Source organism: Frateuria sp. GZRe14 (assembly GCF_051900395.1).
GTDB classification, from domain to species: Bacteria; Pseudomonadota; Gammaproteobacteria; order Xanthomonadales; family Rhodanobacteraceae; genus Frateuria_A; species Frateuria_A edaphi.
Genome location: NZ_JBHZGJ010000001.1, coordinates 555,632 through 576,313 on the forward strand (window position 1 = coordinate 555,632; position 20,682 = coordinate 576,313).

A 20,682-nucleotide genomic window follows, 5' to 3' on the forward strand; every position below is an offset into this window, starting at 1 on the left:
GATCGGCAGCAAAGCCGATCCGGCGTGAGCGGTGCGTCGCCGCAAATGGCCGTCAGAAGATGTCGTACGGGTGTTGCTCGTCCTGGTTCTGCTGCTGCTGCGCCGCCTGGGCGCGAAGGCGGTCGACGTCTTCGACCTTGAGGATCTCGCTCATCGCGTTGGGATCGTTGGGGGCCGTGGGCAGGCCGCTCTGGCGGTTGATCTGCACGGTGGCGATACCTGGCGGCATCGGCAAGGCGTTGGACGGCATGTCCTTGAGCACCGCGCCCATGTACCCCATCCAGATCGGTAGCGCGGCCTGTGCGCCGAATTCGCCGACACCGTTGGCGCGACCGAGCGAGCTGAAATCGTCGAAGCCGACCCACACCGACGTCGAGACGTCGCCGTTGAAGCCGACGAACCAGGCGTCGCGGTGGTCGTTGGTCGAGCCGGTCTTGCCGGCCAGGTCATCGCGGCCCAGCGCCTTGGCCGCATAACCGGTGCCGCGCAGGATCACGTCCTTCATCAGCGAGGTGATCAGGTAGTCGTTGCGTACATCGATCACCTGAGGCGCGAGCAACGGCGGGTGTGCGCCCTCGCCATGGGCGTCGGCCGGCAGCACGGCATCGCCCACGCCCGCCACCGTGCTGGCACCGGCCGGCACCGCGGCGATCGCGTTCGCCGGGTGTCCGCCGATGTCCGCTGGCGGTGGGCCAGGCGGGCGGGTGTCGAGCAGGCGCTCCTGGCAAGTGCGGCAGGCGCGGGTCGGGTTGGCGACATAGACCGGCTTGCCGTCGCGGCCATCGATCTCCTTGATGAAGTAAGGCGAGACGAGGTAGCCGCCGTTGGCGAACACCGCGTAGCCGCGCGCCATGCCCATCGGCGAGACCGACGCGGTGCCCAGCGCCAGCGACAGGTTTTTCGGCAACGCATCGGGCGGGAAGCCGAAGCGCGTGATGTAGTCGCGTGCGAAGCGCACGCCGATGGCGTCGAGCAGGCGCACCGAGACCAGGTTCTTCGACTCGACCAGCGCCTCGCGCAGGCGCATCGGACCGTCGAACTTGCCGTCGTCGTTCTCCGGCGTCCACAGTCCGTTGGGCTTGGAAGGATCGGGCAGGGCGAGCGGCGCGTCGTTGACGATCGAGGCCGGGGTGAAGCCGCGCTCGAACGCCGCCGAATAAAGGTACGGCTTGAAGCTGGAGCCGGGCTGGCGAGCAGCCATCACCGCGCGATTGAACTTGCTGCGCAGGAAGCTGTAGCCGCCGACCAGCGCCTGCACCGAGCCGTCTTCCGGGTTCACCGAAACCAGCGCGCCCTGCACCTTGGGGAGCTGGGCCAGTTCCCAGTCGCCCTTGTCGTTGCGCGCCACGCGCACGATGTCGCCGCGCTTGAGTACATCGTCGACGCTCTTGGGCGTCGCGCCAGTGTGGTTCTCGTTGCGATAGGGGCGCGCCCACGCGACCGCTTCGAGGCCCAGTTCCACCGTTTGCCGGCTGGCCAGGTAAAGCGCGGCCTTGCCGTCGCCCACGGCAGTGACGATCGCCGGCTGCATGCCGGAGATGTCGGTATACCCGGAGAGCAGTCGGTCCAGATCGGCGTTGCCTGCGTCGGGCGCCAACGCCTGGTGTGCCTCGGGACCGCGCCAGCCGTGGCGGCGGTCGTAGGCGACCAGGCCGTCGCGCATGGCTTCCACCGCCGCCTGCTGCCGGGCGCTGGTGACGGTCGTGCGGACCACGTAGCCTTCGGTCAGTGCGTCATTGCCGAGCCGGTCGAGCGCCTGCAGGCGCACCATCTCGGCGAGGTACGGCGCATCCACCTCGATCGGCTGTTCGTGCGGGAAGGCGTTGTTCGGCTCGTCCACCGCCTGTTCGTACTCGGCCTGGCTGATGTAGCGGTGTTCCTGCATCTGGCCGAGCACCCAGTTGCGGCGCGCCAGCATGCGCTGGGGGCTGTTGATGGGATTGACCAGCGAGGGCAACTGGAAGGTCGAGGCGATGGTCGCGCACTGGGCGATCGTCAGCTGGTCCAGCGTCTTGCCGTAGTAATACTCGGCGGCGGCCGCCACACCGTAGGAGCGGTGGCCCAGGAACATCTTGTTGAGGTAGAGCTCCAGGATCTGGTCCTTGGTCAGCTCGTTCTCCATGCGCAGCGCGATGAAGATTTCGATCAGCTTGCGCGAGTAAAGCTTCTCCGGACTCAGGAAGAAGTTGCGCGCCACCTGCTGGGTGATGGTCGAGCCGCCCGAACCCTTGTCGCCGCCGGAGATGATCACGTGCCAGCCGGCGCGCGCGATGCCGTGCCAGTCCACGCCCGGGTGGTTGTAGAAATCGGCATCCTCGGCCGCCAGCACCGCGTGCTTGAGCTTGTCCGGCACGTTGGCGATGTCGACCGGGATGCGCCGGGTCTCGCCGAACGTGGCGATCAGCTTGCCGTCGGCGCTGAGCACCCGCAGCGGCACCTGCATGTGGTAGTCCTTCAGCACCGCCACCGAAGGCAGGCGAGGGGAAACCAGCCAGTAGGCGACTCCTACGGCGGCGATGGCCAGGAACACACCGGTGAAGGCCAGGATCAAGGCCCAGCGCAGCAGACGCTTAAAAATTTGCATGGTTTGGAAGAGCGAGACTCAAGTCAAAACACTGTCGAGTATAGATGTTGCACTATCGATCGCCCGCCCGAACCGGGGCTGGATCGCGAAAACGGCCCACCAGGGGCGGTGTCAACCAAATGTGCAGGCCATCACGCCATTTTGTTGAGAAAGTTGCCGTAGGCCGTTGCCATAGCGTTAATTTTTCGATCTAATGCCTTCGCGCATCCGCCGGTTTCCGGCCCGGACGCCAGGGGCCAAGGGGGAAAATCGTGGGTCTGTTTACACCCAAGAAGCCGTCGCTGATCGGCGTCGACATCAGTTCGACCGCGGTCAAGCTGCTACAGCTGAGCCAGGCCGGTGGCCGTTATCGCGTGGAGCACTACGCGGTCGAGCCACTGCCCCCCAACGCCGTGGTCGAGAAGAACATCGTCGAGGTCGAGGCGGTGGGCGAGGCGATCCGACGGGCGTTGGCGCGGTCCGGTTCCAAACTCAAGCACGCTTCGGCGGCGGTGGCCGGCTCGGCCGTGATCACGCGCATCGTGCCGATGTCCGGGGATCTTTCCGAGGAAGACCTCGAGGGCCAGATCCAGGTCGAGGCCAACCAGTACATTCCCTACCCGATCGACGAGGTCAGCCTCGATTTCGAGGTAATGGGGCCGGTGCGCGACAACCCGGACATGAACAACGTCCTGCTGGCCGCCTCGCGCACCGAGAACGTGGACATGCGCGTCGCCGCGCTGGACCTGGGTGGCCTCGCCGCCAAGGTGATCGACGTGGAAGCCTTCGCGATGGAGAACGCCTTCGCGATGCTGGTCGACCAGCTCAACGTCAGCCGCGATGCGCTGGTCGCCGTGGTCGACATCGGCGCCACCATGACCACGCTGTCGGTGCTGCGCCACCAGCGCACCATCTATTCGCGCGAACAGGTCTTCGGCGGCAAGCAACTCACTGACGAAATCATGCGTCGCTACGGCCTCTCCTACGAGGAGGCCGGTCGCGCCAAACGCAAGGGCGGCCTGCCCGAGTCCTACGAGACCGAGGCGCTGGAGCCGTTCAAGGAAGCGCTGATCCAGCAGATCAGCCGCCTGCTGCAGTTCTTCTTCGCCGGCAGCGAGTACAGCAAGGTCGACCAGGTGGTGCTGGCCGGCGGTTGCGCCTCGATCGAGGGCCTCTGCCCGATGCTGGAGGAACAGCTGGGCGTGCCGTGCATGGTGGCCAATCCGCTGGCGCGCATGTCGCTGGCGCCCAAGGTGCAGGCGCAATCGCTGGCGCAGGATGCCCCCGCGCTGATGATCGCCGTCGGCCTGGCGCTCAGGAGTTTCGACTGATGGCACACATCAACCTCCTTCCCTGGCGTGCCGAACGGCGCAAGCAGCGCGAGCGCGAATTCTTCATGCAGCTCGGCGCGGCCTTCGGGGCGGCGCTGTTGGCGTTGTTCCTGTGGTCGTTCTGGATGGGCATGCGCATCGACAACCAGAACGAGCGCAACGCCTACCTGCAGGGCGAGATCAAGCAACTGGATGAGCGCATCGCCAAGATCAAGGACCTGGAGAACGTCCGCCAGCGCCTGCTCGCCCGCAAGCAGATCATCGAGCAGTTGCAGGCCAACCGCTCGCAGATGGTCCACCTGTTCGACGAACTGGTGAAGACGATCCCGGCCAGTGTGCGACTGACGAGCATGAAGCAGAACTCGGATTCGATGGTGCTCTCCGGCGTGGCCCAGTCCAACGCCAGCGTGGCCGAATACATGCGCAACCTCGATGGCTCGCCCTGGATGGGCAATGCCGACCTGGACAAGACCCAGATCCAGTACCGCGCCGGGCGCATGCCGTACACGTTCGGCCTGCGCGTCAAGCTGAGCCAGCCAAATGCGGAGGAGCCGGGCAAGACGCCAGTGCTGCTGGATGACAGTGGCACGCCCTCGAGGGGATCCTCGGCTTCGGCCGTCAGCGGGGGGGCTGGCAAATGAAGTTCTTCGATGAATTGCGCAGCCTGGACCGCAACAACATCGGCGGCTGGTCCCGGTCGGTCAAGATCTTCTTCACCGTGCTGGTCTTCCTGATCGTGATGTTCCTGGGCTGGTACCTGCACGTCAGCGACCAGCAGGACACGCTGGCGAGCCTGGCTTCCAAGGAGGTCTCGCTCAAGCAGGAATTCACCCAGAAGCAGGCCAAGGCGGTCAATCTCGAGGCGTTGCAACAGCAGCTCGACGAGATGCAGGACATGCTGCGCCAGCTGCTGCGCCAGCTACCCAGCAAGACCGAGATGCCGGAGCTGCTGGTGGACATTTCGCAGACCGCGCTGGCGGCGGGCCTGGAGATCCAGGTATTCGATCCCGGCACCGAGAAACCCAAGGATTTCTACGCCGAGGAGCCGATCGAGCTGAAGATGGTCGGAACCTACCACCAGTTCGGCAATTTCATCAGCGGCGTGGCCTCGCTGCCGCGCGTGGTGATCCTCACGATGCATGACGTTTCGCTGTCCACCCAGCTTCCGGTCGGTCCCAACGGGGAACCGCCGGCCGGCGGCCAGCTCGTGCTGCAGGGCACGGTCAAGACTTACCGCTACCTGGAAGACAACGAGAGCGCCGAGAGCAAGGCCACGAAGGGCAAGGGCAAGGCGAGGGGGCGCAAATGAGCAGCTTGAATGCCGTCAGGCCCGCCCGCGTGGCGCGGCTGCTGTTGATGCTCGCCGCGCTTGCGCTGCTGGCCGGCTGCACCCGCGGCATGTCCGACCTGCGTGACTGGGTCGCCCAGGAAAAGAGCAAGAAGGGTGCGCCGATCCCCCCCTTGCCGGTCATCAAGACGTTCGAAACCTTCCAGTATTCGGACGAGGGCAAGCGCGACCCGTTCAGCGCGAGCACCGCCGAGACGCAGCCCAGTGGTCCGTCCAACGGCCCGCGTCCGGACGAGGGCCGCCCCAAAGAGCCACTTGAGATGTTCGCGCTGGACAGCCTGAAGATGGTGGGCACGGTCGGCAACGGCGCCGGCATCGAGGCGCTGGTGAAGGACCCCGGTGGCGTTATCCATCGCGTCCACGTCAATGAATACATGGGACAGAATTACGGTCGGGTCACCGACATCGCGGAAGACCACGTCGACCTGGTCGAACTGGTCTCCAATGGCAATGGCGGCTGGATGGAACGTTCGGCCAGCATCGGGCTCGGCGACAAATGAACACAGGGGCTGACGCAATGAGCAACCACATCCAACCTGTCCGGGGCCGAGCCATGCGCCAAGCACGCCGCTGCCTGTTGACGGGCCTGCTGATGGCCGCAGCCGCATGGGCGGGCGATGCCATGGCAGCCACCAACACGCTCAAGGGGATCAGTTACGACACGTTGCCGGGGGGCAAGGTCGAACTGCACATGAATTTCGCTGGCGGCCCGCCGCCGCAGCCGCGCATCTTCACCACCGGCAATCCGCCGCGCATCGCGGTCGATTTCGCTGACACGACCAACGCGGCTCCGCGTCATCTGGACATCGGCAAGGGCTCGACCTCCGGCGTGTCGGCGGTTTCCGCCGGCGGTCGCACCCGCGTGGTGGTCGAACTGATGCGCGATGCCTCGTATGACACGCGCGTGGACGGCAACGACCTGGTGATGACCGTCGACAACGGCACCGCGGCACAGACCACCACCACCGCCTCGACGATCGACCCGACCAAGGCGCTGCCTTCGAGCATGAACGGCCCGTCGGTATCCGGCATCGACTTCCGTCGTGGTCCAAACGGCGAAGGCCGCGTGCTGGTCGGCTTCACCGGCGCTGGCGCGGATGTGGACATGCACCGCGAGGGCGACAAGCTCATCGTCAACCTGAGCCACGTGAAGCTGCCGGCCGAACAGGCCCAGCGCCTGGATGTGCTCGATTTCGCCACGCCGGTGCAGTCGATCACCACCCGCGCCGGGATGGGCGGCGGTGCGCACATGGAGATCGGCCTGAAGGGCAACGTGGAGACCTCCTCCTACCAGACCGCCGACCAGTACGTGGTCGAGGTCGCGCCCAAGAAGGATGCCGCGACCGCCGATGGCAAGCTGGCCAAGGGCCAGCCGCCGGCCTACAACGGCACCCGCGTGACTTTCAACTTCCAGGACATCCCGGTGCGAGCCGCGCTGCAGTTCATTGCGGAAATGTCCAAGAAGAACCTGGTCGTGGCCGACAGCGTGGGTGGCAGCGTCACCCTGCGGCTGGTGAACGTGCCGTGGGACCAGGCGCTGGACGTGATCCTGCGTGCCAAGGGGCTGGACAAGCGGAGTGACGGCAACGTCATCTGGATCGCTCCGCAGCAGGAACTGGCCAATTACGAGCAGAACCTGGCCGAGGCGCGCCTTAAGGCCGAGGACACCGCCGAACTCGTCACCGACTACGTGCCGATCAGCTATGGCAAGGCGGCCGACATCGCGAAGCTGCTGACCACTGGCAGCAAGAGCGCTGCTGGCGGCGGCGGTGGTGGTGGCGGCAGCCACGGTTTCCTGTCGCCGCGCGGTAGCGTGTCGTTCGACGAGCGCACCAATACCCTGCTACTGAACGAAACGCCGGACAAGATCCGCGAGCTGCGCGAGCTGATCGGCGTGCTCGACCGGCCGGTCCAGCAGGTGCTGATCGAGTCGCGCATCGTGGTGGCCACCGACGACTTCACCCGCGAGTTGGGCGTGAAGTGGGGCGTGCAGGCTCTGCACACCACCAGCGGCGGCAACGTGATCACCACCGCTCCGCAGGGCGGCGCCAACGGTGCGGGCAGCCTGGCCATCGAGCGAGCCAACAACAATTCCGGCACGGGCAACGCCTCGGGCGTGACCACCTACCAGACCGGCGCGGGCGGCTTCAACGTCAACCTGCCGGCGGCCAATCCGATGGGCAGCTTCGGCCTGGCGATCCTGGGCGCGAACTACCTGGTCGACCTGGAGCTCTCGGCCGCGCAGACCGAAGGCCGTGGCGAGGTCATCTCCAGCCCGCGCGTGATCACCGCCAACCAGCAGGAAGCGGTGATCCGCCAGGGCCAGCAGATCGGCTACGTGACCTACCAGAACAGCGCCACTGGCTCGGCCGGCAGCGGCACCGCCACGGTGCAGTTCAAGGACGCCGTGCTGGAACTGCGCGTGACCCCGACGATCACCGCCGACAGCCGCGTGTACCTGAAGATCAACGTCAAGAAGGACGCGCTGGCCCGCTTCATCGACGCCCCGGGCAGCGGCCAGGTGCCGCAGATCGACACCCGCGAGATCAACACTTCGGTGCTGGTGGACAATGGCCAGACGGTCGTGCTCGGTGGCATCTACGAGATCACCAAGGCCAACACCATCAGCAAGGTGCCTGGCCTGGGCGACATTCCTGGCCTGGGCGCGCTGTTCCGCAAGACGGTCAAGAACAACAACAAAGCGGAGTTGTTGATCTTCGTGACGCCGCGCATCCTCAGCGAAAAGCTGCAGTAAGCGCACGACGCAACGGAACAAGGGGCGGCTTCGGCCGCCCTTTTTCGTTTGCGGGCCGATGCAGGCGCGACCATGCGGTCCGGCACACGCGGCCCTTGCATGTGCGCACCTAAACTTCCGTGCGTTGGCGCGGTCATTACCGCGTTGCCTTGCCTGGATCGTCGATGGACACACCGCACACCGCCGCCCCCAACCGCCTGCAGCAGGCCTTCGTGCATTTGCGCGACGAGCTGCAGCGCGAGGTGATCGGCCAACCGCACCTGATCGAATGCCTGCTGATCGCGCTGCTGGCCGATGGCCACCTGCTGGTCGAGGGAGCGCCGGGCCTGGCCAAGACCACCGCGGTCAAGGCCCTGGCCGCGCGCATCGAGGCCGATTTCCACCGCGTGCAGTTCACCCCGGACTTGCTGCCGGCCGACCTCACCGGTACCGACGTCTTCCGCCCGCAGGCGGGCAGTTTCGAATTCGAGCGTGGACCTCTGTTCCACAACATCGTGCTGGCCGACGAGATCAACCGCGCGCCGGCCAAGGTGCAGTCGGCGCTGCTCGAAGCGATGGCCGAGCGACAAATCACCGTCGGTCGCAGCACCTGGCGGCTGCCGGACCTGTTCCTGGTGATGGCCACGCAAAATCCGATCGAGCAGGAGGGCACCTTCGCATTGCCCGAGGCGCAGCTTGACCGATTCGTGATGCACGTGACGATCGGCTATCCCGACGCGGCCTCGGAGCTTGCCATCCTGAAGCTGGCCCGCGAACAGGCGCGTCGCGCCCTGCACCCGGCCGCGTCGCCGCGCGCGCTGCTCAGCCCGGCCGACGTCTTCGCGGCCCGCGACGCCGCGCTCGAAGTGCACATGGCGCCCGCGCTTGAGGAATATCTTGCGCAACTGGTTCTGGCCACCCGCGATGCCGGCCGCTACGGCGCGGAACTGAAGCGGTGGATCGCGTGGGGCGCGAGCCCGCGCGCCACCATCGCGCTGGACCGTTGTGCCCGTGCGCACGCCTGGCTGGCCGGGCGCGACTACGCGTTGCCGGAGGACGTGCACGGTGTGGTGCACGAAGTGCTGCGCCACCGCGTGCTGCTCAGCTACGAAGCCGAGGCTGAGGGCGTGCGCAGCGACCACGTCATCGACCGCCTGCTGGATCTCGTGCCGCTGCCGTGATGTCCGCCGTGCCCGCGCGCGCCGACGGCGATGGCCGCGTCACCGTATCGCTGGCCGAACTGCTCGCCCTGCGCGCGCGGGTCGGTCGCGTGCGGCCGCTTCCCCTGGACACCCGCGCCGCGCAGGCGGGGCAGCAATCCAGCCGTCTTTACGGCCGAGGCATGGATTACGCCGAATCGCGCGTGTACCAGCCGGGCGACGACGTGCGCCGGCTCGACTGGCGCCTCACTGCGCGCAGCGGTGAGCTCCATACCAAGCTGTTCCAGGAAGAGCGCGAAGGGCGCTTGCTGATCCTGCTCGACACCCACGCCAGCATGCGCTTTGGCACCCGCGTGCGCTTCAAGTCGGTGCAGGCTGCGCGCGCCGCGGCGCTCGCGGGATGGTATGCCGTGCGTGCCGGCGAACGCGTTGGCGCGATGGCCTTCGGCAACGGCCAGCACCTGCTCAAGCCGCGCGGTGGTCCGCGCGGGGCGGTGGCCCTGTGTGGCGCATTGGCGGATTGGGATGCCGACGCCGCAACCAGCGATACCGATGAGCCGTTATCCGATGCCATTGCACGCGCGGGCCGCCTGCATGGCGCCAGTCGCGTGCTGCTGATCAGTGATGGCTTGAGCTGTGACGAGGCGGCACGCGGTCGCCTGCGCGAAGTGACGCGGCACGCGCGTGTCGCTGTGCTGGTCGTGGCCGATGCACTCGAGCGCGACCTGCCGCCGCCCGGTCGCTATCCGTTCGAACATGACGGGGAGCGCCGCGAGGTCAGCCTCCAGGGCACGCGCCAGCGCAGCGAATTCCAGCAAGCGCTCGGCGCAGGCCAGGCGCGGCTGGCCGCATTGGCACAGTCGCTGGGGCTGCGCTGGCGCAGCGTCGACACCGCCGCCGATCCGCTGGAGGCGATCACGGCCTTGCTCGGTGTGAGGCCCGGCCGATGATGCACCGTCTGTCTGCCCCCGGGGGTCCCGAGCTGCGCGACATCCATGTGCCCCCAGCGCCGCCCTGGTGGCCGCCGGCACCGGGCTGGTGGCTGCTGGCAGCGCTGGTGCTGGGGTTCCTGGGCGCTGGCGCTTGGCTGTTGCTGGGCGCGCGAAAGCGGCGCCATCGCCGCGCACGCATCCTCGCCGAGGTCGATGCGCTGGCCACTCGCCACGCGGCCGACGCGCAGGCGCTGGCTGCCGGCCTGCATCAGCTGTTGCGCAGGGTGGCGCGGACGCACGACCCGGCGGCCGCCCGTCTGCGCGGCGAAGCCTGGCGCGAGGCGCTGGCGCGGGTGCCGGTCGATGCACCGACGCTAGAGCGCCTGCTCACGCTGGAGTCCGCGATGTACCGCCCGCAACCCTATGACACCCGCGCGATGATGGAGGCAGTGCGTTGCTGGCTGCGGGCCGCGCTCGCCGCGCAGGGCAGGAGGGTGCGCCGTGCCTGAGTTCGCCTGGCCCGACTTCGCCTGGCCCTGGGTGGCATTGCTGCTGCCGCTGCCATGGTTGCTGCGTCGTTGGCTGCGTCCGTTGCCACCAGGACAAGCCCTGCACCTGCCGCATCCGGGCGTGGCGTTGGCCGCGATCGAGCGGCAACCGGGTCGCGGCCGGGCCAACTGGTGGCTCGCGCTGGCCTGGCTGTGCCTGGTCGCGGCGGCAGCGCGACCGCAGTGGGTCGGACCGCCCCAGGCGCAGCAGCGCAGTGGACGGGCGATGCTGCTGGCGATCGATCTCTCCGGCAGCATGCGCACCGAGGACATGCACCTGGCCGGGCAGGATGTCAGCCGTTTCGAAGCGGTCGAGACCATCGCCAGCGATTTCATCGCGCGCCGCGCCGGCGACGAGCTGGGCCTGGTGCTGTTCGGCAGCCGCGCCTTCCTGGTCACGCCGCTGACCTACGACCTCGACGCCGTCCGCGCGCAGCTGAAGGACTCCGCCGTGGGGCTTGCCGGCACCGAGACGGCCATCGGCGATGCCATCGCGGTGGCGGTCAAGCGCCTGGCGGGCCTGCCGCAGCAGGCGCGTGTGCTGGTGCTGCTCACCGATGGCGTCAACAACGCCGGCAACATCGCGCCCGAACAGGCTGCCGCCGCGGCGAAAGCGGCCGGCGTGCGCGTCTACACCATCGGCGTGGGCGCCACGCAGATGCGCGTGCCGGATTTCTTCGGCATGCGCCTGGTCAATCCCTCGGCCGACCTGGACGAGACCATGCTGACGAAGATCGCCCAGGACACCGGCGGGCGCTTCTTCCGCGCCACCGACACGCACGAGCTGGCCTCGGCCTACCGCACGATCGACACGCTCGAACCGATGCCCCAGCACGGGCCGGTGCTGCGCCCACGCCACGAGCTGTTCCGCTGGCCGCTGGGCGTGGCGATGCTGCTGCTTGCGCTGGCCCTGGCCTCCCGCGCAGGCACGATGCGGGAGCGCCTGGCATGAACGAGGCGCTGCACATGTTCCATTTCCTGCGGCCGGCCTGGTTGTGGCTGCTGCTCGCCATGCCGCTGCTGGCCTGGCTGGCGACGCGTGGACAGGGCGCGCGCGCGCAGCTGGAAAAGCTGGTCGATCCCGAGCTGTTGCCGCATCTACTCCAGGGCCGGGCCCAGCGGCACAACGTGCCGCCAGTCTTGCTGGCGCTGGGCTGGTTGCTCGCCGTGCTGGCGTTCGCCGGGCCGAGCTGGAGCCGGGTACCGCAGCCGCTGTTTGCCGACCGCGCGGCGCAGGTGGTGGCCATTTCGCTGACCGATCGCATGCTGGCGCGCGACGTCGCGCCGAGCCGGCTCGACCGCGCGCGCTACAAGGCGCGCGATCTCTTCGCCGCCAACCGTGGCGGACTCAATGGCCTGGTCGCCTACGCCGGCGAGGCTTTCGTGGTCGCCCCACTGACCAGCGACGCCAACAGCCTCGACGACCTGCTCGACGCGCTCGCGCCGGACACGATGCCGGTCGAGGGCGACAACGCCGCCGCCGCGATCGCGCGCGGCGCGGCGCTGATCCGCGACGCCAAGGTGGGCGGCGGTTCGCTGATACTGGTCACAGACGACGCCGATACCGGGGCCCTGCAGGCCGCACGCCAGGCCCGCGCCGATGGCGTGCGCGTGTCGGTGCTGGGCGTCGGTACGTCCAAGGGCGGGCCGGTACCGCTTGCCGAGGGCGGCTTCCTGCGTGATGCACAGGGCGGCGTGGCCATGGCCGGCCGCGACGATGCCGCGCTGGCGGCGCTCGCCGCCGCCGGCGGTGGGCGGTATGTCCCCATGCGGGCCGACCATGCCGACGTCGAGGCGTTGCAAGGTCAGCTGCGCACCGGTGATGTCGACCTCGCCACCGGCCAGGCCAGTGCGCAATGGGAGGACCGTGGCCCATGGCTGCTGCTGCCGCTGTTGCCCCTGCTGGCGTTGGCCTTCCGCCGTGGCTGGCTGTTGCTGCTTCCGCTGGCGTTGGCGCCACTGCTGGTGCCGGCGCGCGCGGAGGCCGGCACCTGGCAGGACCTGTGGCAGCGCCGCGACCAGCAAGCCGCCCAGGCGCTGCGCGAAGGCCATCCGAAGCATGCCCTGGCGCTTGCCCGCGATCCGGCGCTGCGCGGCGCGGCCGCCTACCGCGCGGACGATTACGACAAGGCGATCGAAGCACTGCAACCGGTCGGCACCACCGACGCGCAGTACAACCTCGGCAACGCGCTGGCCAAGGCCGGCCAATACCAGGAGGCGCTGGCAGCCTACGACCGCGCCCTCGCGCTCGATCCGGACAATGCCGATGCCAAGGCCAACCGCCAGGCGGTCGAGGACTGGCTGCGTCGTCAGCCACCACCGCAGGATTCTTCCGAGGCGCAGAACCAGAATGACGGCAAGTCCTCCCGGTCCAAGCCGGGCCAAGGCAACCAGCAGTCGAAGAAGGACAGCCAGGGCAACCGTCGCGGGGAACAGCAGGACGGCAAGCAGGACAACCAGGGGCAGCAAGGCCAGGGCCGGCAGCAGCCGGACGCACAAGGCAACCAGGACGGCCAGCGTCATGGCGAGCAACGCGAGCAGCAGGGCGCCAACCGCCCGCTGACCGCGCAGGAGCGCGCCGAGCAGCAGGCCCGCATGGCGCGCGCGGGCCAAGCGCTCAAGCAGCAGATGGACCGTGCGTTGGGCGACCAGGCCAAGGCCAAAGGCGACGAGCACCAGCTCGGCGCGCTGGACAAGGACGACCCGCAGGCGCGCCTGCCGGCCGAGCTGCGCCAGGCGCTGCAGCGCGTACCGGACGATCCGGGCGCGCTGTTGCGGCGCAAGTTCGAACTGGAATACCGCCAGCGCCACGGCGTGGCGAACCCCGAGGACCTGCCGTGAGGCGATGGATCGCGCTCCTCCTGCTCGCGTTGCTGCCGATGCTGGCGCAGGCCGCGCAGGTGCACGCCTCGCTCGACCGCAACCAGGTGCAGCTGGGCGAAACGGTCACGTTGAACCTGCAGGTCGAGGGCGGCGCTCTGGCGCAGGCGCCCGACCTGTCCGCGCTGGCTCCGGACTTCGAGGTGCTTGGCCGTTCCAGCAACACCAGCGTGAGCATCCTCAACGGGCAACGCAGCGTGCAATCCACGATCGGCATCGCGTTGCGGCCCACGCATGCGGGCCAGCTGACGATCCCGGCATTGGATTTCGCCGGCGGCCAGACCCAGCCGCTCACGCTGACGGTCACGCCGCCCGATCCCCGTGCGGCCGCCAACAGCGGCAAGGCGGTGTTCCTCGAAGCGAGCGCGCAGCCGACCACGGTGCGCGTGGGCCAGCAACTGCTCTTCACCGTCCGGCTGTACTTTGCCGGCAGCCTCAGCAGTGGTTCGCTGGAAGACCCGCGGCTGCCCGGCATCGATGCGCGCCGCTTGGGGGACGACCTCGATTACGACGTGGTGCGCGGTGGCCGCGCCTACCACGTGATCGAGCGCCGCTACGCCCTGATCCCCCAGCATGCCGGTGCCATCGAACTCCCGTCGCTGCAGTTCCAGGGCGAATTGATCGATCCGACCGACCCGGACAGTTTCTTCGCCATGGGCACGCCGGCGATGGCCGCCTCGCCAACGGTTTCCATCGACGTGCAGCCGGTCCCGACGCAATGGGGCAGCAGCGCCTGGCTGCCGGCGCGGTCGCTCGCCCTGAGCCTGGAGGGCCTCCCCACCGACGGCAAGGCGCGCGTCGGGCAGCCGCTGGACCTGGCGATGACCCTGCAGGCCACCGGCTTGCCCTACGAGGCGCTGCCCGCGCTGAGCCTGCCGGAGCTCAAGGGCGCCACCGTCTATCCCGACAAACCGGTGACCGGCACACGCAACGACGGCCAGTGGCTGATCGGCCGTCGCCAGCAGAACTTTGCCGTGGTGCCCGGCCAGGCGGGCACGCTCACGATCCCCGCGATCACGCTCAAGTGGTGGAACGTGCAGAGCGGCCGGGTCGAGGAGGCGCGGATCCCGGCGCATGCGCTTACCGTGCTGCCTGCGGCGGGCGGTTCGGCGGCACCGGCGGCGAGCGCCCCCGCGACGACCACGTCCGCGCCGATGCCAGTCGCGAACACGGTCGCGGCGAAGGCCGTGGCCGGCCGCGTGCCTGCGTGGCGGGTGCTCGTGCTGGTCGGGGCGGGCGTGCTTTTGCTCGGCGGTGCGCTCGCCGCGTGGTGGGTATGGCATCGGCGCGCGCGCCCGGGCGCCCGGGCGACATCGTCCGCCTCCCCATCCAGCCGTGCGCTGCGCCTGGCTTTCCTCGCCGCCGCGCGCGGCAGCGACGTGGCGGCCCAGTCCCACGCGTTGCTGGCCTGGGCGCGTGCGGAGCGTCCCGGGCTGACCGGCCTCGGCGCACTGGCCGAGGCGCTGGCATCGGCCGCGCAGCGCGAGGCGATCGAGGCGCTGCAGCGCCGCCGCTTCGCTGCCGACGCAAGCGGCCCGTCACCGGACCTGGCAAGCGCCTTCCGGCGCGGTTTCCAGTGGCGCGAGGCGCCACCGGGAGAGGAGTCGCCGCTGCCGCCGCTCTATCCGTTCAAGCTGCGTTGAACACGCGCTGCCACAGTTGCGTCATCGCCTCGTCGAGGAAACACAGCCGTACGTCCATCGCCGGCGCGGGCAGCCGGGCGAGCGTCCTGCGCAGGCTGGTGCAGGCGACCTCGGCCGCCAGCTCCGGCGGGTAGCCGTAGACGCCGCAGCTGATCGCGGGAAAGGCGATCGAGCGCAGGCCGTGCTCGTGTGCCAGTTGCAGGGAATGGCGGTAGCAGGCGGCGAGCAATTCCGGTTCATCGTGGCTGCCGCCGCGCCAGACCGGGCCCACCGTGTGGATCACGCACGTGGCTGCCAGATCGAAGCCGGGGGTGATGCGCGCCTCCCCGGTGGGACAGCGCACGCCGGCCGAGGCTTCGGGCAGCGCCGCGCAGGCTTCCAGCAGGCGGGGGCCGGCCGCGCGATGGATTGCACCGTCGACACCGCCGCCACCAAGCAGCGGCCGGTTGGCGGCATTGACGATGGCATCGACCGACAGGCGGGTCAGGTCGGCAGTAAGCAAGGTAATGGACATGGACAATAGTGTTTGGCGCAGGCGGCGCTTTATGCTCTGGCTTGGGACGGGAGATGCATAACAAAATGAAACCGGAAGACATTCCGTTCGGTTACCTGCTCAGCGATGTCACCTTGCTGTTCCGCAAGCATTTCGATCGGCGCGCGGTGCGCTTCGGGCTGACCCGGGCGCAGTGGCGGGCGATCAAGATGCTGCACCATCGCGAGGAAAACCTGCGCCAGACCGAGCTTGCCGAACTGCTCGAGATGGAGCCCATCGCGGTGGGCCGCGTGATCGACCGGCTGCAGACGGCGGGCTTCGTCGAACGACACCCTGATCCGAAGGACCGTCGCGCCTGGCGATTGCACCTGACGCCCCGTGCGCGTGCGGTGATCGACGACATGCAGGACATCGGCCGTGGCCTGCGCAAGGACGCCACCGCCGGCATCAGCGCCGAGGAACTGGCCCAGGCGCTGGCGGTGATCGGTCGCATCAAGGACAACCTGCAGTCGCTGGAGCAAAGCGAAAACGGCGGCGAGTAGGTCGAATGGCAGGGGCGTGGCCGCGCGCTTCGCTGAAAATAGCCGCGACAGGTAAACCCCTGGCCGGCTGCCGCGTTGTGGCAGGCTCACCTCATGGCACCGGCGCGCTGACCGCTCGGGCCCCAATCGACCGTTTGCATGTCCCCGAAAAAAATCCTGCTCGTCCTGGCCGTCCTCGCGCTCGTCGCGCTCGGCGTGCGTTTCGCCTGGCGGGCGGACACGGCCGCGCCTGCCGATGCGCGACCGGCCACCCGCGCGGTCCCGGTGCAGGTGGCGATGGCGCGGCAGGGCGACCTTGACCTCTCGCTCAAGCTGGTCGGCCGCGCGGAGGCCTGGTCCAGCGTGACCCTGCGCGCGCAGGTCACCGGCCAGCTCGAGTCGCTGGCGTTCCAGCCCGGCAGCCGGGTGAAGAAGGGGCAACTGCTGGCCCGGCTCGACACCCGCCTGTTGCAGGCGCAGCTGGACCAGGCGCGCGGCCTGGTCGCACGCGACCAGGCACAGCTGAAGAAGGCCCAGGCCGATCGCCAGCGTTATGCGGACATGCTGGGCAAGGGCTATGTGTCCAAGGCCGATTACGACACCTATCAGGCCAACCTCGCCGTGGCGCAGGCCACGCTCCAGGGCGACCGTGCCGCGCAGGAACTGGCTCGGGCCAACCTCGACTATGCGCGCATCGTGGCGCCGTTCGACGGCATCACCGGCGCGCCGCTGGTGTGGCCCGGCGCGCAGGTCAGCGCACAGACGACCGACATCGTGGTGCTCAACCAGGTGCAGCCCATCCGCGTCGCCTTCAGCCTGCCCGAGGCCAGTCTCGGCGCGGTGCGCGCGGCGCTCTCGCGTGGGCCGGTGAGCGTGCACGCGACCGTGCCCGGCCAGTCGGGCTCGCTCGCCGGCTCGCTGGAGTTCGTCGACAACGCGGTGGACAACACCACCGGCACCATCCTGCTCAAGGCGCGTTTCGACAACCCGGACCTGCGCCTGACGCCGGGGCAGTTCGTGCAGGTCACGCTGCCGACCACGCGCATCACGGACGCGGTGTCGGTGCCGGTGGTCGCGCTGCAGAGTTCCTCGCGCGGCAGCTTCGTGTTCGTCGTTGGCGCGGACGATACCGTCACGCAGCGCTACGTCACGCCCGGACCGGCGGCGGGCGGGCAGCAGGTGATCGCCAAGGGGCTCAAGGCCGGCGAGCGGGTGGTGACCGAAGGGCAGATGCTGCTGGTCGAAGGGACGAAAGTACGTGTTGCCTCGTAGCGCTTTAGCTCCCTCTCTACAGCGCCAGGTCAAACAGCCACATGGCTGCGCGCGAACAGCCTCCGTCGCAAGAGTCGCCCCTCACCCCGGCCCTCTGCCCGGCGGGGAGAGGGAGCTGTATCGCGCCACTGAGTCGCCCTTCGCATGAACATCCCCCAGCTCTGCATCCGCCGCCCGGTGATGACCACGCTGCTGATGGCCGCGCTGCTGGTGTTCGGCATCGTGGCTTACCCGCGGCTGCCGGTGAACGAACTGCCCAACGTCGACTTCCCCACCATCAGCATCAGCGCGAGCCTGCCCGGCGCCTCGCCCGAGACGATGGCGTCGGCGGTGGCGACGCCGCTGGAAGGCAAGCTCTCGACGATTGCCGGGATCAGTTCGATGAGCTCGACCAGCGCGCTGGGCTCGACCTCGATCACGCTGACCTTCGAGCTCGACCGCAACATCGACGCCGCCGCGCAGGACGTGCAGGCGGCCATTTCTTCGGCCCTGCGCCAGTTGCCGAAGGAGATGACCACGCCGCCGACCTTCCGCAAGGTGAACCCGGCGGACGCGGCGATCCTTTACCTGGCGATGAGCTCCTCCACGTTGCCGCTCACCCAGGTCGACGAGTACGCCGAAACCGAGCTCGCGCAGCAGTTGTCGATGGTCGACGGCGTGGCGCAGGTGAACGTCTACGGCTCGCAGAAGTACGCCGTGCGGATCAGCCTGGACCCGGACAAGCTCGCCGCCAGCGGCATCGGCATCGACCAGGTGCAGGCGGCGGTGGCCGATGCCAACGTCAACAAGGCCACCGGCTCGCTGTACGGGCAGCGCCAGCAGCTGCCGATCCGCAGCGACGGCCAGCTCGAGCGTGCGGCTGCCTACAACGAGGTGGTGGTCGCCTACCGCAACGGCGCACCGGTGCGCGTGGGTGACCTGGGCCAGGCGCGCGACAGCGTGCAGGACGACCAGAAGGCCAGCTGGTTCAACGGCGAGCGCGCCATCGTGCTGGCGATCCAGCGCCAGCCCGGCGCCAACACGGTCGAGACGGTCGATCGCATCAAGCGCGTGCTGCCCGGCTTCGAGGCCGGCCTGCCGCCCTCGGTGAAGCTGCAGGTGCTGTACGACCGCTCGCAGTCGATCCGCGCCTCGGTGGACGACGTCCAGTTCACCCTGCTGCTCGCCGGTGGGCTGGTGGTGCTGGTCATCTACCTGTTCCTGGGCAACCTTTCGGCCACGCTGATTCCGGCGGTGGCGCTGCCGATCTCGGTGATCGGCACCTTCGGCGTGATGTACGCGCTGGGCTACAGCCTGGACAACCTCTCGCTGCTCGCGTTGACGCTCGCGGTCGGCTTCGTGGTCGACGATGCGATCGTGATGCTGGAGAACATCGTGCGCCACATCGAGGCGGGCGAGGCGCCCTACGACGCGGCGATCAGGGGCGCCGGCGAGATCGGCTTCACCATCTTCTCGATGACGCTGTCGCTGATCGCGGTGTTCATCCCGGTGATGTTCATGGGCGGCATCGTCGGGAGGCTGTTCCACGAATTCGCGGTGGTCATCAGCGTGGCGATCCTGATCTCCGGCATCGTGGCGATCACGCTGACGCCGATGCTGTGCAGCCGGTTCGTCAAGGCGCACGACCACGAGACCAGGAACCGGTTGATCGCCGGCTTCGACCGCGGCTTCAACGCCGTGCACCGCGGCTACCTGTCGAGCCTGCGCTGGTGCATGGACCGCCCGCGACTGGTGCTGGCGGCGTTCGTCGCGAGCCTGGCGGTGACCGCGCTGCTGTTCGTGGTGGCGCCCAAGGATTTCATCCCCGCCGGCGACAGCGGCCAGCTGCGCGTGAACACCGAAGGACCGGAAGACATTTCCTACGATGCGATGGTCGCGCGCCAGCAGGAGCTGGCCGATATCGTGGCCAAGGACCCCAACCTCGCCGGCTACATGTCCAGCGTCGGCGCGGGCGGCTCGCGCGCCACCGTCAACAACGGCTCGATCCTGTTGCTGCTCAAGCCTGCCAGCCAACGTGCGCTCGACGTCGACGGCGTGATGGAGGAACTGCGGCGCAAGTTCGCGCAGGTCACCGGCATCCGCACCTACATCCAGAACCCGCCCGCCATCCGCGTAGGCGGTCGGCAGAGCAAGGCCGAATACCAGTACACGCTGCAGTCGATCGATATCGGGGCGCTGTACGACTGGTCGGCCAGGGTCACCCATGCGTTCGCCGCGCTGCCGGGCTTCCAGGACGTCACCAACGACCTGGACCTCAACAGTCCCTCGATCGTGGTCGAGGTCAACCGCGACAAGCTCGCGCCGCTGGGCCTGACCATGGCGCAGGTGCAGGGCGCGCTCGGAGCGGCGTTCGGCGAAAACCAGGTTTCGACCATCTATGGCGCGGCCAGCCAGTACTGGGTGATCCTCCAGGTCAAGCGCTCGCTGCAGGATGACCCTGCGGTGCTCTCGCGCCTGTACGTCACCTCCGACACCGGCAAGGCGGTGCCGCTGGACACGGTCGCCAGCTTCGCGCGCAAGCCGCAGGTACTCACGGTCAACCACCAGGGCCAGCTGCCGGCGGTGACCGTGTCGTTCAATCTCGCAGCCGGCGTGAGCCTGAGCGAGGCAGTGGGCGAGATCGACGATGCGATGGCCCGGTTGGGCCTGCCGGCCACCATCAGCGGCTCGATCGAAGGCACCGCGCAGGCGTTCCAGGATTCGATGCAGGGCATGGGCCTGTTGCTCCTGCTGGCGGTGTTCGTGATCTACCTGGTGCTGGGCATCCTGTACGAGAGCTTCATCCACCCGCTCACGATCCTCTCCGGCCTGCCGGCCGCAGCGGTGGGTGCGTTGCTCACGCTGGTGCTGTTCGGTGCTTCGCTGGACCTGTTCGCCTTCGTCGGCATCGTGATGCTGATCGGCATCGTCAAGAAGAACGCGATCATGCTGATCGATTTCGCGCTGGAGCGGCAGCGCGTGGAAGGCATGGCGCCGGCGGCGGCGATCTTCGACGCCTGCCGCGTGCGGTTCCGCCCGATCATGATGACCACCATGGCTGCCTTTGCCGGCACGCTGCCGATCGCGCTTGGCGTCGGCGCCGGCGCCGACGTGCGCCGCCCGCTGGGCCTGGCCGTGGTGGGCGGCCTGGTGGTGTCGCAGGTACTCACCTTGTACCTGACGCCGGTGATCTACCTGTACCTGGACCGCCTGCAGCGGCGCTTCGCGCGCCAGCCGGTCGCAGACGCACGGCCTCTGTAAGGAGCGCACCATCCCGG

General features: G+C 68.5%; 16 protein-coding genes. 14 read left to right on the top strand and 2 right to left on the bottom strand.

Annotated elements, in window-relative coordinates; all coding sequences use genetic code 11:
- Positions 1–52: 52 nt before the first annotated feature.
- Positions 53–2,584, bottom strand: a complete 2,532-nt coding sequence (locus tag ACFWZ1_RS02510) for a penicillin-binding protein 1A (RefSeq protein ID WP_439665337.1) — start codon at positions 2,582–2,584, stop codon at positions 53–55.
- A gap of 251 nt (positions 2,585–2,835) precedes the next feature.
- Between ACFWZ1_RS02510 and ACFWZ1_RS02515 the strand changes: the two genes are divergently transcribed.
- The 11 genes from ACFWZ1_RS02515 (at position 2,836) to ACFWZ1_RS02565 (ending at position 15,139) form a co-directional block, all read left to right on the top strand.
- Complete coding sequence (locus ACFWZ1_RS02515) at positions 2,836–3,894, top strand: pilus assembly protein PilM (RefSeq protein ID WP_275045769.1); 1,059 nt, start codon at positions 2,836–2,838, stop codon at positions 3,892–3,894.
- Entirely contained in the window at positions 3,894–4,535 is a 642-nt protein-coding gene (locus tag ACFWZ1_RS02520; RefSeq protein WP_231323369.1) for a PilN domain-containing protein, read from the top strand. Before ACFWZ1_RS02515 ends, ACFWZ1_RS02520 begins: the two co-directional genes overlap by 1 nt.
- Positions 4,532–5,203, top strand: a complete 672-nt coding sequence (locus ACFWZ1_RS02525) for a type 4a pilus biogenesis protein PilO (RefSeq protein WP_231323371.1) — start codon at positions 4,532–4,534, stop codon at positions 5,201–5,203. Before ACFWZ1_RS02520 ends, ACFWZ1_RS02525 begins: the two co-directional genes overlap by 4 nt.
- Complete coding sequence (locus ACFWZ1_RS02530) at positions 5,200–5,742, top strand: pilus assembly protein PilP (RefSeq protein WP_231323372.1); 543 nt, start codon at positions 5,200–5,202, stop codon at positions 5,740–5,742. The genes ACFWZ1_RS02525 and ACFWZ1_RS02530 overlap by 4 nt, the downstream gene beginning before the upstream one ends.
- A 53-nt stretch (positions 5,743–5,795) precedes the next feature.
- Positions 5,796–7,997 carry a type IV pilus secretin PilQ gene (pilQ, locus tag ACFWZ1_RS02535; protein ID WP_439665338.1) on the top strand — a complete coding sequence of 734 codons (2,202 nt, stop codon included), beginning with the start codon at positions 5,796–5,798 and terminating at the stop codon, positions 7,995–7,997.
- A gap of 164 nt (positions 7,998–8,161) precedes the next feature.
- Positions 8,162–9,157 (top strand): AAA family ATPase, encoded by a 996-nt coding sequence (locus ACFWZ1_RS02540; RefSeq protein ID WP_439665339.1) that lies wholly within the window; start codon positions 8,162–8,164, stop codon positions 9,155–9,157.
- Positions 9,157–10,086: a DUF58 domain-containing protein gene (locus ACFWZ1_RS02545; protein WP_231323378.1), complete on the top strand. Its 930-nt coding sequence runs from the start codon at positions 9,157–9,159 to the stop codon at positions 10,084–10,086. Before ACFWZ1_RS02540 ends, ACFWZ1_RS02545 begins: the two co-directional genes overlap by 1 nt.
- Complete coding sequence (locus tag ACFWZ1_RS02550; RefSeq protein ID WP_439665340.1) at positions 10,083–10,577, top strand: DUF4381 family protein; 495 nt, start codon at positions 10,083–10,085, stop codon at positions 10,575–10,577. Before ACFWZ1_RS02545 ends, ACFWZ1_RS02550 begins: the two co-directional genes overlap by 4 nt.
- Positions 10,570–11,568 (top strand): VWA domain-containing protein, encoded by a 999-nt coding sequence (locus tag ACFWZ1_RS02555; protein ID WP_439665341.1) that lies wholly within the window; start codon positions 10,570–10,572, stop codon positions 11,566–11,568. Before ACFWZ1_RS02550 ends, ACFWZ1_RS02555 begins: the two co-directional genes overlap by 8 nt.
- On the top strand, positions 11,565–13,457 hold the full coding sequence (locus tag ACFWZ1_RS02560) for a tetratricopeptide repeat protein (RefSeq protein ID WP_439665342.1): 1,893 nt from the start codon (positions 11,565–11,567) through the stop codon (positions 13,455–13,457). The genes ACFWZ1_RS02555 and ACFWZ1_RS02560 overlap by 4 nt, the downstream gene beginning before the upstream one ends.
- On the top strand, positions 13,454–15,139 hold the full coding sequence (locus tag ACFWZ1_RS02565; RefSeq protein ID WP_439665343.1) for a BatD family protein: 1,686 nt from the start codon (positions 13,454–13,456) through the stop codon (positions 15,137–15,139). The genes ACFWZ1_RS02560 and ACFWZ1_RS02565 overlap by 4 nt, the downstream gene beginning before the upstream one ends.
- On the opposite strand, the gene ACFWZ1_RS02570 is transcribed toward ACFWZ1_RS02565, so the two are convergent.
- Positions 15,126–15,653 (bottom strand): O-acetyl-ADP-ribose deacetylase, encoded by a 528-nt coding sequence (locus tag ACFWZ1_RS02570; RefSeq protein ID WP_231323385.1) that lies wholly within the window; start codon positions 15,651–15,653, stop codon positions 15,126–15,128. The genes ACFWZ1_RS02565 and ACFWZ1_RS02570 overlap by 14 nt on opposite strands.
- 65 nt (positions 15,654–15,718) lie before the next feature.
- On the opposite strand from ACFWZ1_RS02570, the gene ACFWZ1_RS02575 reads away from it, so the two are divergent.
- The 3 genes from ACFWZ1_RS02575 to ACFWZ1_RS02585 all read left to right on the top strand — a co-directional run bounded on the left by ACFWZ1_RS02575 (position 15,719) and on the right by ACFWZ1_RS02585 (position 20,665).
- Positions 15,719–16,174 carry a MarR family winged helix-turn-helix transcriptional regulator gene (locus ACFWZ1_RS02575; RefSeq protein ID WP_231323387.1) on the top strand — a complete coding sequence of 152 codons (456 nt, stop codon included), beginning with the start codon at positions 15,719–15,721 and terminating at the stop codon, positions 16,172–16,174.
- A gap of 138 nt (positions 16,175–16,312) precedes the next feature.
- Positions 16,313–17,425, top strand: a complete 1,113-nt coding sequence (locus tag ACFWZ1_RS02580; protein WP_439665344.1) for an efflux RND transporter periplasmic adaptor subunit — start codon at positions 16,313–16,315, stop codon at positions 17,423–17,425.
- A 144-nt stretch (positions 17,426–17,569) separates the two neighbouring features.
- On the top strand, positions 17,570–20,665 hold the full coding sequence (locus tag ACFWZ1_RS02585) for an efflux RND transporter permease subunit (RefSeq protein WP_439665345.1): 3,096 nt from the start codon (positions 17,570–17,572) through the stop codon (positions 20,663–20,665).
- The last annotated feature ends 17 nt before the right edge of the window (positions 20,666–20,682 follow it).